This is a genomic window from Pseudoalteromonas sp. Isolate6, assembly GCF_022398435.1.
GTDB classification, from domain to species: Bacteria; Pseudomonadota; Gammaproteobacteria; order Enterobacterales; family Alteromonadaceae; genus Pseudoalteromonas; species Pseudoalteromonas galatheae.
Genome location: NZ_JAKEVK010000005.1, coordinates 51,961 through 64,023, shown reverse-complemented (window position 1 = coordinate 64,023; position 12,063 = coordinate 51,961). Strand labels below are relative to the sequence as shown.

9 protein-coding genes and 5 tRNA genes are annotated in these 12,063 nt (G+C 43.7%); 12 read left to right on the top strand and 2 right to left on the bottom strand.

Translation table 11 applies throughout. The features are described from left to right. Window positions 1-131 precede the first annotated feature (131 nt). Window positions 132-683, bottom strand: a complete 552-nt coding sequence (gene smrB, locus L1D50_RS01500) for an endonuclease SmrB (RefSeq protein WP_010371129.1) — start codon at window positions 681-683, stop codon at window positions 132-134. A gap of 96 nt (window positions 684-779) precedes the next feature. Between smrB and prmB the strand changes: the two genes are divergently transcribed. From prmB to L1D50_RS01485, 3 genes are all read left to right on the top strand, one after another. Continuing rightward, window positions 780-1,715, top strand: a complete 936-nt coding sequence (gene prmB / locus L1D50_RS01495) for a 50S ribosomal protein L3 N(5)-glutamine methyltransferase (protein WP_153188100.1) — start codon at window positions 780-782, stop codon at window positions 1,713-1,715. 47 nt (window positions 1,716-1,762) lie between these two features. Then, on the top strand, window positions 1,763-2,860 hold the full coding sequence (aroC, locus tag L1D50_RS01490; RefSeq protein ID WP_039497056.1) for a chorismate synthase: 1,098 nt from the start codon (window positions 1,763-1,765) through the stop codon (window positions 2,858-2,860). Between the two features lie 67 nt (window positions 2,861-2,927). Then, entirely contained in the window at window positions 2,928-3,347 is a 420-nt protein-coding gene (locus L1D50_RS01485; protein WP_138524633.1) for a hypothetical protein, read from the top strand. A 61-nt stretch (window positions 3,348-3,408) separates the two neighbouring features. Here L1D50_RS01485 and folD read toward each other — a convergent pair whose 3' ends face one another. Continuing rightward, complete coding sequence (gene folD / locus L1D50_RS01480; protein WP_128726821.1) at window positions 3,409-4,263, bottom strand: bifunctional methylenetetrahydrofolate dehydrogenase/methenyltetrahydrofolate cyclohydrolase FolD; 855 nt, start codon at window positions 4,261-4,263, stop codon at window positions 3,409-3,411. A 416-nt stretch (window positions 4,264-4,679) separates the two neighbouring features. On the opposite strand from folD, the gene L1D50_RS01475 reads away from it, so the two are divergent. From L1D50_RS01475 to lon, 9 genes are all read left to right on the top strand, one after another. Then, window positions 4,680-4,756, top strand: a tRNA-Pro gene (locus L1D50_RS01475). 41 nt (window positions 4,757-4,797) lie between these two features. After that, window positions 4,798-4,874 (top strand) — tRNA-Arg (locus tag L1D50_RS01470). Between the two features lie 24 nt (window positions 4,875-4,898). Further along, window positions 4,899-4,974, top strand: a tRNA-His gene (locus L1D50_RS01465). A gap of 19 nt (window positions 4,975-4,993) precedes the next feature. Continuing rightward, window positions 4,994-5,070 (top strand) — tRNA-Pro (locus L1D50_RS01460). Window positions 5,071-5,091: 21 nt separating this feature from the next. Beyond that, a tRNA-Pro gene (locus L1D50_RS01455) sits at window positions 5,092-5,168 on the top strand. Window positions 5,169-5,445: 277 nt separating this feature from the next. Continuing rightward, entirely contained in the window at window positions 5,446-6,750 is a 1,305-nt protein-coding gene (tig, locus tag L1D50_RS01450) for a trigger factor (protein ID WP_128726411.1), read from the top strand. Window positions 6,751-7,082: 332 nt separating this feature from the next. Beyond that, on the top strand, window positions 7,083-7,700 hold the full coding sequence (gene clpP, locus L1D50_RS01445) for an ATP-dependent Clp endopeptidase proteolytic subunit ClpP (RefSeq protein ID WP_128726412.1): 618 nt from the start codon (window positions 7,083-7,085) through the stop codon (window positions 7,698-7,700). A 122-nt stretch (window positions 7,701-7,822) separates the two neighbouring features. Continuing rightward, the gene (gene clpX, locus L1D50_RS01440; RefSeq protein ID WP_128726413.1) at window positions 7,823-9,106 is read left to right on the top strand and encodes an ATP-dependent protease ATP-binding subunit ClpX; all 1,284 of its coding nucleotides are present in this window, start codon (window positions 7,823-7,825) and stop codon (window positions 9,104-9,106) included. A gap of 421 nt (window positions 9,107-9,527) precedes the next feature. Then, window positions 9,528-11,885 (top strand): endopeptidase La, encoded by a 2,358-nt coding sequence (lon, locus tag L1D50_RS01435; RefSeq protein ID WP_239965362.1) that lies wholly within the window; start codon window positions 9,528-9,530, stop codon window positions 11,883-11,885. Window positions 11,886-12,063 lie beyond the last annotated feature (178 nt).

Genomic DNA, 12,063 nt, shown 5'->3' with positions numbered 1-12,063 from the left:
TGGCACAGGGGAATTAATAAGGTGGTGAATTTGACCAGTAATGGATGGGTGAAATGGCTAAGATTTAGTTAAAACTATTAAGGCTGGATTAAGCGAAGTAAGAGAGGGTAAAAAACAATGTTTGGGCCGAACTAACGGCCAAAGTTAGGGTCATCAGGTAAGTCAACCAAGATTAATACAGCCCCTTTACCGCCATATTCTAAAGGTGCTTGGTGCATCGCCAGTATATCTGGATGCTGGACAAGATACTGCGGTACTTTATGTTTAAGCACACGCTCACCAATTCCATGAACCACGCACGCACAGGCAATATGCTGCTTCTTGCAAGCATGAATTAATGCTGCCAGTTCTTGTTTTACCGTTTCTTTATTTAGCCCGTGCAAATCTAAGATGAGTTCGGGCGCGTAGTCACCACGCCTTAGCTGCTTTGCTAAATAGCGATCAGCTCCGGGCTTTACGAAGTTGATGGTTCCCGACGTATCAATATCTGGAATATACTCGTCAGAAAAGTAAAACTCAGATTGCTGTTGCTTGACTTGTTGCTTCAGCTCAATGCTCTGAATTTTTTTCTTTTGTTTGAGCTGCACCTGATCTTGTTTGAGGGGTTTTACACCATTCAAAGACTCACGAAACATCGCGAAATCGTCATTTAGGTCAGCATTAGTGTTAGATTCTCTGTTCATGGTGACATTTTAAATAAAAAAAGCATAAAAACCTAGCTTAAAAACCGCTACAATAGCGCCATATAGTTTGATCTTTAGAGAGTCACCATGACGGAAATGTCGCAACCACTTATTACCGAAGAAATGGCCGTTGAGGCCTTTCAAGACTTACATACCATTCAGGACTGGGTACGCTGGACAGCGAGCCAGTTTGTGAGTAACGAGGTATTTTTTGGTCATGGTACGGATAATCCTTGGGACGAAGCGGTCAGTTTGGTGCTTCCGGTGCTGCATATGCCAATTGATGCCCCCAAAGAAATCATGCATGCGCGCATGACACAAAGTGAGAAAGCGCATCTGATGGAGTTTATCAAAGCACGTATCGAACAGCGTATTCCCGTCGCCTACTTAACCAATCAAGCTTGGTTTGCTGGTATGCCGTTTTATGTTGATGAGCGCGTATTAGTACCACGCTCACCATTTGCAGAGCTAATCGCAAAACATTTTGCCCCTTGGGTAGCTACGCCGAATAAAGTAACGCGTATCTTAGATATGTGTACGGGTTCTGGTTGTATTGCGATTGCATTGGCTAAAGCATTTGAGCGCGCACAAGTCGACGCAGTAGATATTTCTTTTGAAGCCTTAGAAGTGGCTGATCACAATATCAATCAGCATATGATGCAAGACAGGGTTTTCGCTATCCAGTCTGATGTATTTAGTGGTGTACCGGGTCAAAAGTACGATTTAATCGTAGCAAATCCTCCTTATGTTGATGCAGAAGATATGTCAGATCTGCCAGAGGAGTTCCATCATGAGCCAGAACTTGGATTGGCGTCAGGAGAAGATGGCCTTGATGTGACCCGCACATTACTGGCAGAAGCGGCAGATCATTTAAATGATGATGGTTTGTTATTTGTCGAAGTTGGTAATTCTATGGTACATATGGAACAGCAATTTCCTGAAGCACCATTCACTTGGCTAGACTTTGAGCATGGTGGTTTAGGGATTTTTGTCGTATCCAAACAACAACTATTGGAATACTTTAAAAACTGATAGGGAGCCAATGCTCTCTATCGTCTATTTAGGAATGAGGAAAAACGATGGCAGGCAATAGCATTGGCCAATTATTTAAGGTGTCGACCTTTGGTGAAAGTCATGGTGCCGCGCTTGGTGGCGTGGTGGATGGTGTACCACCTGGGCTTGAGATCACTGAAGCTGATTTACAAATCGATTTAGATAGACGCAAACCAGGTCAAAGCCGTTACACAACGCAGCGTCGAGAAGGCGATGAGATAAAAATTCTCTCGGGTGTGTTTGAAGGCAAGACTACGGGTACGAGCATCGGGTTATTGATTGAAAATACCGATCAACGTTCAAAAGATTACTCAAACATCAAAGATTTGTTTCGTCCGGGTCACGGCGACTATACCTATTGGCACAAATACGGACATAGAGATTATCGCGGTGGTGGCAGGTCGTCGGCACGTGAAACTGCTATTCGAGTTGCTGCAGGTGCCATCGCGAAAAAATATCTCAAGCAAGTCCATGGCATCGAAATCAATGCCTGTCTTTCTCAATTAGGCCCGATTAAAGCCGAGCATTATGATTGGTCAGCCGTTGAAACCAATCCATTTTTCTTTCCCGATGAATCTAAGCTTGAAGCGTTAGATGAATATATGCGTACACTGAAAAAAGAAGGTGATTCAGTCGGCGCAAAGGTAAAAGTCGTGGCGAAAAATGTGCCTGTTGGTTTAGGTGAGCCAGTGTTTGACCGTTTGGACGCCGAGATAGCGCACTCCTTGATGAGCATCAATGCCGTAAAAGGAGTCGAGATTGGTGATGGCTTTGATGTGGTTGAGCAAAAGGGCTCCGAGCATAGAGATGAACTAACGCCACAGGGATTTACCTCTAATCATGCAGGCGGCGTGTTAGCGGGTATTTCTACAGGACAAGATATTATCGCGTCAATTGCGCTAAAACCGACATCAAGTATCTCGGTGCCGGGGCAGAGTATTGATACCCACAACCAACCGCAAGAAGTTGTGACGAAGGGTCGTCATGACCCTTGTGTTGGTATTCGCGCCATTCCAATCGCAGAGGCCATGTTGGCAATTACACTCATGGATCATTTATTGCGTCACCGTGGTCAAAACCAAGACGTCAATTTGCCGCATAAGCCAATTCCTGGTCATATCTAGCCAATATCAAGTAAGCTAATTTTTGGCACAGTGATTGCTTTTCTTGGACAAATCAAGGAGAGCAATCATGATCACTTACCAAACCCACTCCGCAATCCGCACTACTGAGCCTGTCTCAGAGGCGCATAGTTCTACTCGAACCAACGCTGCGCAGGAGCAAGACTATGTCGCTGCTGCTAACATCGCAGCCCAATCATCTCCTATACTCGATAATAAAGTAGACGAGCCATTTAAATATGAAGTAGTGGAGCGTAATGAAACATTTCTCGAAAAAATGAGAGAAGCGGTAATGTTTAGCCGCTTGGGGGCAAATAAAGAGAAAATAGACGAATTAAAAGAGAAAATGGCAGAGCTTGAAAAGCTTGCGGCTGAGGGGAAAATTTCACCTGAAGAATTAGAAGAGCGAATGGCTGCTTTACAAGAGGCAATGAGAGATGCGGTAACTCAGGAAGAAAACAAAGCGAACAAGGACACGCTAATGAGTTAGTGAGGTTTAAAAGAATAAAAGCCTCAACTGAGGCCTTTACATACTCATAAACTAATAGCGTTTAGCTGTGATACTTTTCACACGCTTCTAGCGTATTTTCGATTAAGCTTGCTACGGTCATTGGACCCACACCACCTGGCACCGGGGTAATAAAGCTCGCGCTCTGTTCTGCGATGTCGTATTGCACGTCACCTACCAGTTTGCCAGATTCTAAGCGATTAATACCTACATCAATAACAATCGCGCCTTCTTTAACCCAGTCGCCCGGAATAAACTCTGGTTTGCCTACCGCCACAACCAGAAGATCGGCACGACGCACATGGGTTTCGAGGTCTTGCGTAAACTTATGGCAAACGGTTGTAGTACAACCGGCAAGTAGCAACTCCAGCGACATAGGGCGACCAACGATGTTTGAAGCACCAACCACAACCGCATGCATGCCCTTATAACGAACACCAGTAGAATCGAGTAGGGTGATGATCCCTTTTGGAGTACACGGTCTTAATGCAGGCATTCTTTGTGCAAGACGACCGACGTTATATGGGTGAAAGCCGTCGACGTCTTTGTGAGGATCAATACGCTCTAACACTTTTTCAGCGTCTAGGCCTTCAGGTAGCGGCAACTGCACTAAGATCCCATCAACTTCAGGATCTGCATTAAGCTCGTCAACAAGCGCAAGTAATTGTTCTTCGCTTGTGTCACCTGGTAAGTCGAAAGATTTAGAAACAAATCCGACTTCTTCACAGGCTTTACGCTTTGAACCAACATAAACTTGGCTCGCAGGATCCTGGCCTACTAATACCACTGCCAAGCCAGGCGCTCTTAGACCTTGCGCTAGTCTGTCTTGAACTCGTTGTGCAACAGTAGAACGAACTTGTTTCGCGATAGCTTTGCCATCAATGATGTTTGCCGTCATGATTGACCTATATTAAGGGTTAAAAAACTTGAACGATGATAGAGCCTTTAAATTCTTCTATACAAGTACTTTTATTGAGTGATGACTCTGCTTGTAGAGAAAAATAATGGGGTTGCTCTATTTATATGCCCTGCTAATTAGTTTGATAGAGGACATTTGCCCGCTATTTTCGCAAAAAACAGCCATCCCGCCAAGTTTGCATTGCGTAAAAGCAAAGGTTTTCATGATCAGCTCTACAAGAAGCGTTCAAAAATTGTTTAAGTCAGCTGTTTTATCAACAATTTGTGGCAAAATTAGGCAGTTGAAACAAAAACTAAAAAAAATATTTGACCTACTTCGGGCAAATCACTATTATGCACCCCGTTGCCAACGAGGACTCACCGATAAAAAGGTTATTAGTTCTCCAAGGTCACAGTCGGCGATTAGCGCAGCTTGGTAGCGCACTTGGTTTGGGTCCAAGGGGTCGCAGGTTCAAATCCTGCATCGCCGACCACTTTTAAAATAAGAAAGTAGCATGAAGATGTTTACGAGTTTGCGCCCTTAGCTCAGCTGGATAGAGCAACGCCCTTCTAAGGCGTCGGTCGAAGGTTCGAATCCTTCAGGGTGCGCCATCTTATTTTAATCCACATGTAGTGGCGGCTGTAGCTCAGTTGGTAGAGCCCTGGATTGTGATTCCGGTTGTCGTGGGTTCAAGTCCCATCAGTCGCCCCATCTACATGCCAAAATTAGTCGGCGATTAGCGCAGCTTGGTAGCGCACTTGGTTTGGGTCCAAGGGGTCGCAGGTTCAAATCCTGCATCGCCGACCACTTCTACAAAATATATATGTTCGGCGATTAGCGCAGCTTGGTAGCGCACTTGGTTTGGGTCCAAGGGGTCGCAGGTTCAAATCCTGCATCGCCGACCACTTTCTCCCCAGTATCTCAGTCATTTATTTCAAATTTACTAACTTTTAATCAATTAGCACCAATATGCCTAATTATTTAACCTGATTGCTCGACTCCGTCGTTGAATAGGTTATAATGCCGCGTCTATTAATTAACGTAGTGCCCGTAGGGCAGGCAACAAGCGTCACATGCAACGGAGAGTTTGGCAGTTTAGCCGAAGGCCCATAAAAAGCATGATGGTTGTCTTGTTAGTAAGGAAGGCGCTTTGTCGCCCAAAAATGAAGATTGAGGTAAATCATGCAAGTTTCTGTTGAGACGACTCAAGGCCTTGAGCGCCGTCTGACCATCACCGTTCCTGCAGAGAACGTTGAGACTGAAGTTAAAAAACGCCTACAACAACTGTCAAAAACACAGCGTATCGATGGCTTCCGCCCTGGTAAAGTTCCAGTGTCAATCATCACTAAGCGTTACGGCGCAGCTGTACGTCAAGAAGTTGCTGGCGATCTTATGCAGCGTAACTATATCGAGGCAATCATTGCTGAGAAAATCAACCCAGCTGGCGCACCTAGCTTTGCTCCTAAATCTCTAGAAGCAGGTAAAGATCTAGAATTTGATGCAACTTTTGAAGTATATCCAGAAGTTGAGCTTAAAGATCTAGAAAAAATTGCAGTTGAGAAACCAGCAGTTTCAGTAACTGACGAAGATCTTGCTAACATGCTTGAAACGCTTCGTAAGCAACACGCTTCTTGGACTGAGAGTGATGCTGCAGCTGGCGAAAAAGACCGTGTAACGGTTGATTTCGTTGGTACAATTGACGGTGAAGAGTTCGAAGGCGGAAAAGCTGAAGACTTCCCTCTAGAGCTTGGTCAAGGTCGTATGATCCCAGGCTTCGAAGACGGTATCGTTGGTAAAAAAGCAGGTGAAGAAGTAGTTTCTGACGTAACTTTCCCTGAAGATTACCATGCTGAGAACCTAAAAGGTAAAGCGGCTCAATTCACTATCACTGTGAAGAAAGTTGAAGTTCAAGAACTTCCTGAATTAACTGACGAGTTCGCAACTAAGTTTGGTGTTGCTGAAGGCGGTGTTGACGCACTTAAAGAAGAAGTTAAGAAGAACATGGAACGTGAGCTGAACCAAGCGGTTAAAGCTAACGTGAAAGATCAAGCGATCAAAGGTCTTCTAGAAACTAACGAAGTTGAAGTGCCTAAAGCACTAGTCGACCAAGAGATCGACGCACTTCGTCAACAGGCTGCACAGCGTTTTGGCGGCAACGCACAAAACATGCCTGAGCTACCAGCTGAGCTTTTCCACGAGCAAGCGGTAACGCGCGTTAAGACTGGCTTACTTCTAGGTGAAGTAATCAAAGCGAACGACATCAAAGCTGACGATGCAAAAGTTGAAGAATTAATCGAGACTGTTGCTTCTGCGTACGAAGATCCAAGCGAAGTAGTTGCATACTACAAAGCTAACGACCAGCTTATGCAGCAAATGCGCAATGTAGCAATGGAAGAGCTAGCTGTTGAAGCTGTGCTTGCAGCTGCATCTGTTTCTGATGTTGAAAAGTCATTCGACGACATCATGAATCCACAGGCTGCTCAATAAGTCCTTGAACAAATCATTGACTTACAGCTAAGCTGAAGTTTAAATGGCTCGAGTTACTCTAATAGAGAATTCGGGCCATTTTTGTTTTTAAGCCTTGATATTGAAGCATTAAGTGCTTATATCTTGAGGCATGGCTTATTTTATTAGCTATACTTATTTTACGAGTCAGGTTTCATTGAGTATGACTGATACAGTTATATCTACTCGTTTCAATTCGCTCAAAAAAGTATTAGCCTAAACACCTATCACAGAATGTTTTTATGGGCCGCGCTAAGTCCAATAAAGTTGCAGCGAATAGGCAATAGATTCTGTGCTAATAAGGAATAAAAAACATGAATGATGGTATGATCGATCCAATCAATGCGTTAGTACCTATGGTCGTGGAGCAAACGGCTAAAGGTGAGCGTTCTTATGATATTTACTCACGACTGTTAAAAGACCGTATTATTTTCTTAACTGGTCAAGTCGAAGACCACATGGCCAATTTAATTGTGGCGCAGATGCTGTTCTTGGAATCGGAAAGCCCAGACAAAGATATATTCTTGTATATCAATTCGCCAGGTGGTTCTGTGACCGCTGGTATGTCAATCTACGACACGATGAATTTTATCAAGCCTGACGTTAGTACGGTTTGTGTTGGTCAAGCTGCGAGTATGGGCGCATTTTTGCTATCTGGCGGTGCTAAAGGTAAACGTTATTGCTTGCCGAACTCGCGTGTGATGATCCACCAACCTTTAGGTGGTTTCCAAGGTCAGGCTTCTGACTTTGAAATTCATGCCCGTGAAATCTTGGCGATCAAAGAAAAATTGAATCGCTTAATGGCGGATCACACCGGTCAACCTTATGATGTGGTTGCGCGTGACACAGATCGAGACAACTTTATGACTGCAGATCAAGCGTTAGAGTATGGCTTGATTGATGCGGTTCACTCTCGTCGAGAGCTGAAGTGATTATGAATTAGCCGATGAGTTGAATTCATCGGCTTCTACTGTGCCAAAGCCAAATTTCTTTGGTATAGTTAAAAGAAATACGATGTTATCTAAAGATAACAGCAATTGAATGAGGTAGCTGAATGTCAGACACTCCAACAGACGGCGATAAGAATAGCAAGCTACTCTACTGCTCATTTTGCGGTAAGAGCCAGCATGAAGTTCGTAAGTTAATTGCCGGTCCATCTGTCTATATATGTGACGAGTGCGTTGAACTTTGTAACGACATTATTAGGGAAGAAATCAAAGATATTGCGCCTAAGCATGACGCGTCTGATAAATTACCCGTGCCAAAAGAGATCAGAAATCACTTAGATGACTATGTGATAGGTCAAGACCATGCTAAAAAGGTCTTGTCTGTTGCGGTTTATAATCATTATAAGCGCCTGCGTAACCAAGGCGGAAAAGGTGATGTAGAACTTGGCAAGAGTAATATTCTACTAATTGGTCCAACGGGTAGTGGTAAAACCCTTCTAGCAGAAACGCTTGCACGTTTACTTGACGTTCCATTCACAATGGCAGATGCAACGACATTAACCGAAGCTGGTTATGTGGGTGAAGATGTTGAAAACATCATTCAAAAGCTTCTGCAAAAATGTGATTACGACGTTGAGAAAGCACAACGTGGTATTGTTTACATTGACGAAATCGACAAAATTTCAAGAAAATCTGACAACCCATCAATTACCCGTGATGTGTCAGGCGAAGGTGTACAACAAGCACTATTAAAGCTGATTGAAGGCACGGTTGCATCTGTTCCACCACAAGGCGGCAGAAAGCACCCGCAACAAGAATTTTTACAAGTAGATACTTCTAAGATCTTGTTTATTTGTGGTGGTGCGTTTGCAGGTCTCGATAAGGTCATTGAGCAGCGCAGTACAAAAAATACGGGGATTGGGTTTGGTGCTGAAGTTAAATCTAAGGACTTTGAGCGCTCATTAAGCGAAACGTTCAAAGACGTAGAGCCTGAAGATTTAGTTAAGTACGGCTTAATTCCAGAATTTATTGGTCGTTTGCCAGTTGTTGCGACTTTGACCGAGCTGGACGAAGACGCATTAATTGAAATCTTAAATGAGCCGAAAAATGCACTCACTAAGCAATACGCGGCGCTATTTAAGATGGAAGGTGTTGACCTTGAATTCCGTGAAGATGCGCTAAGAGCGATTGCTCATAAGGCAATGGAGCGTAAGACGGGTGCCCGTGGCCTACGATCAATTGTCGAAGGCGTATTACTCGATACTATGTATGAGCTTCCTTCACTTGAAGAAGTGAGTAAAGTCGTCATTGATGAAACAGTGATCAAAGGCGAATCAGATCCGATTATGATTTACGAGAATAACGGTAAAGAAAAAGCGGCGTCTGAATAGCTCAATATATGATTGAAAAAGGAGCCTAGTGCTCCTTTTTATTTCTTAGTCCACATCAGATAGAAACCGATTTACTATTAAAGTGAAAAGCTCTTAAACGGGTAAGCTTTCTCGTTTAAACCTGCAAAGAGATATTAATCTGGGTTGATAAGTAACTGATTTGAGAGATCAAACCTATTTACGAATAGCATTAAAGATTTCTCTTTTTGTAAGACTAAATAATAATTTTTAGTGGTGCTCATGGCGCTTTCTTGTCTTAAAGTAGATTACTTAATGGTCCATATTTGTATTTCTCTCTCGTGGTTTTTTGCCCTGAATTGATCTCTACTTGATGCGGATTACTATAAACTATTGAACTTTATCTGCGTTATCCCCATATAGCTCAGTATTCCCAAATTAATTGAAGTGCGAAGAGAACATAATGACGCTTGAAAGAATGGATCGAGTAGAAATTCCAGTGCTAGCGCTACGTGATGTAGTGGTGTATCCGCATATGGTGATCCCGCTGTTTGTAGGCCGAGAAAAATCAATAAAATGCCTAGAAGCAGCGATGGACAATGACAAGCAAATCTTTTTAGTTGCGCAGAAAGACGCCTCAGTTGATGACCCAAGCACTGATGATGTCTATCAGACTGGTACCATTGCAACGGTACTACAGTTACTCAAACTACCTGATGGTACAGTGAAAGTGCTGGTTGAAGGTACTCAGCGCGCAAAAATCGATGAGTTTCTAATTACAGACGAATATTTTCTGGCGCAAGCTCAGTATATTCCATCCGAGGATGTAGATGAGCAAGAGCAAGACATATTAGTTCGCAGTGCAATTAGCCAATTTGAAGGCTATGTGAAGCTAAATAAAAAGATCCCACCAGAGGTCTTAACGTCAGTATCGGGTATCGATGAGGCTGCACGTCTAGCTGATACGATGGCTGCTCATATGCCAATTAAAGTACCTGAAAAACAAAAGGTGCTAGAAATTAACGATGTGACTGAGCGTCTTGAGTATTTGATGGCGTTGATGGAAGGCGAGATCGACTTACTTCAAGTAGAGAAAAAGATCCGCTCACGTGTTAAAAAGCAAATGGAGAAATCCCAACGCGAGTACTATCTGAATGAACAAATGAAAGCGATTCAGAAAGAACTTGGCGAGCTGGATGATGTACCTGACGAATTTGAAGCCCTGAAAAAGCGTGTTAGCGAAGCGAATATGCCGAAGGAGGCGGAAGAAAAAGCGCTTTCAGAGCTAAATAAACTTAAAATGATGTCACCTATGTCTGCTGAAGCGACGGTTGTGCGCTCATATATTGAGACCATGATCAATGTGCCTTGGAAAAAGCGCTCTAAGGTGAAAAAAGACCTAGCAGGTGCGCAAAAGATTCTAGATGCCGATCATTATGGTCTCGAGAAAGTGAAAGACCGCATTATCGAATATTTAGCGGTGCAGCAGCGCACTAATAAGCTAAAAGGTCCTATTTTATGCTTAGTTGGCCCCCCGGGGGTTGGTAAAACCAGTTTAGGGCAATCTATCGCGCGTTCGACTGGCCGTAAGTATGTACGTATGGCGCTTGGTGGCGTGCGCGATGAGGCTGAAATTCGCGGCCACAGAAGAACTTATATTGGCTCAATGCCGGGTAAACTGATCCAAAGCATGTCGAAAGTTGGCGTGAAGAACCCGCTTTTCTTATTAGATGAAATCGATAAGATGTCATCGGATATGCGCGGCGATCCTGCTTCAGCTCTACTGGAAGTGTTAGACCCAGAGCAAAATAGCAACTTTGCAGACCACTATTTAGAAGTGGACTACGATCTGTCTGATGTTATGTTTGTTGCAACCTCTAACAGTTTTAACATTCCGGGTCCATTGTTAGACCGTATGGAAGTCATTCGTCTTTCTGGCTATACCGAGGACGAAAAGCTGAATATTGCTAAGCAGCACTTAATTCCAAAGCAAGTTAAACGCAATGGATTAAAAGAATCTGAAATCAATATAGAAGACAGCGCGATCATTGGCATTATTCGCTATTACACGCGTGAAGCGGGCGTACGTAATCTAGAGCGCGAAGTGTCTAAGTTGTGCCGAAAAGCGGTTAAGAACATCTTGCTCGACAAAAACGTTAAGCAAGTTGTGATTAATCAAGAAAATCTTGAAGACTTCTTAGGTGTACAACGTCACGATTACGGAAAGGCGGAAGACGGTGATAGAGTTGGCCAAGTTACCGGTCTTGCATGGACGGAAGTAGGGGGTGACTTACTCACTATCGAGTGTGCTGCAGTACCAGGTAAAGGCAAACTCGCTTACACCGGCTCCTTGGGCGATGTGATGCAAGAGTCAATTCAAGCGGCAATGACCGTGGTGCGCAACCGAGCTGACAAACTACGCATAAATGACGATTTCTACGAGAAACGTGATATTCATGTTCACGTTCCAGAAGGCGCGACACCGAAAGATGGACCAAGTGCCGGTATTGCGATGGTTACTGGTTTGGTATCGAGCCTTACTGGTAATCCAGTACGTGCAGATGTCGCGATGACAGGTGAAATTACCTTGCGTGGCGAAGTTCTGCCTATCGGCGGTCTGAAAGAGAAATTATTGGCGGCTCATCGCGGTGGAATTAAACGAGTTTTAATACCGAAAAAGAACGAGCGTGACTTAAAAGAAATTCCTGAGAATGTACTTGAAGGGCTTGATATTCATGCCGTGTCATGGATTGATGAGGTATTATCACTGGCGTTAGCGCACCCAATAGACAGTTTTAGCGTGGAATCGCAAAAAAACTAAGAAAAAAGCCAAAAAATTGAGTGAAAAGGCTTTTCAAATCTAAAAGGTGTGTTAAGTTAGGCACTGTATTCAAGCCTACTGGTTCGGAAGCCCCGTAATTACTAGGCTTGACAAAGATTTCGAGAATTAGAGAGTCGCTGTGATGTCTCTAAATGAATAGCAAAAGTTCTCAGTAAAA

Coding starts and splice junctions, on each gene's coding strand:
- smrB (WP_010371129.1), bottom strand. CDS start 683: ATGAACAGAGAATCTAACACTAATGCTGACCTAAATGACGATTTCGCG.
- prmB (WP_153188100.1), top strand. CDS start 780: ATGTCGCAACCACTTATTACCGAAGAAATGGCCGTTGAGGCCTTTCAA.
- aroC (WP_039497056.1), top strand. CDS start 1,763: ATGGCAGGCAATAGCATTGGCCAATTATTTAAGGTGTCGACCTTTGGT.
- L1D50_RS01485 (WP_138524633.1), top strand. CDS start 2,928: ATGATCACTTACCAAACCCACTCCGCAATCCGCACTACTGAGCCTGTC.
- folD (WP_128726821.1), bottom strand. CDS start 4,263: ATGACGGCAAACATCATTGATGGCAAAGCTATCGCGAAACAAGTTCGT.
- tig (WP_128726411.1), top strand. CDS start 5,446: ATGCAAGTTTCTGTTGAGACGACTCAAGGCCTTGAGCGCCGTCTGACC.
- clpP (WP_128726412.1), top strand. CDS start 7,083: ATGAATGATGGTATGATCGATCCAATCAATGCGTTAGTACCTATGGTC.
- clpX (WP_128726413.1), top strand. CDS start 7,823: ATGTCAGACACTCCAACAGACGGCGATAAGAATAGCAAGCTACTCTAC.
- lon (WP_239965362.1), top strand. CDS start 9,528: ATGACGCTTGAAAGAATGGATCGAGTAGAAATTCCAGTGCTAGCGCTA.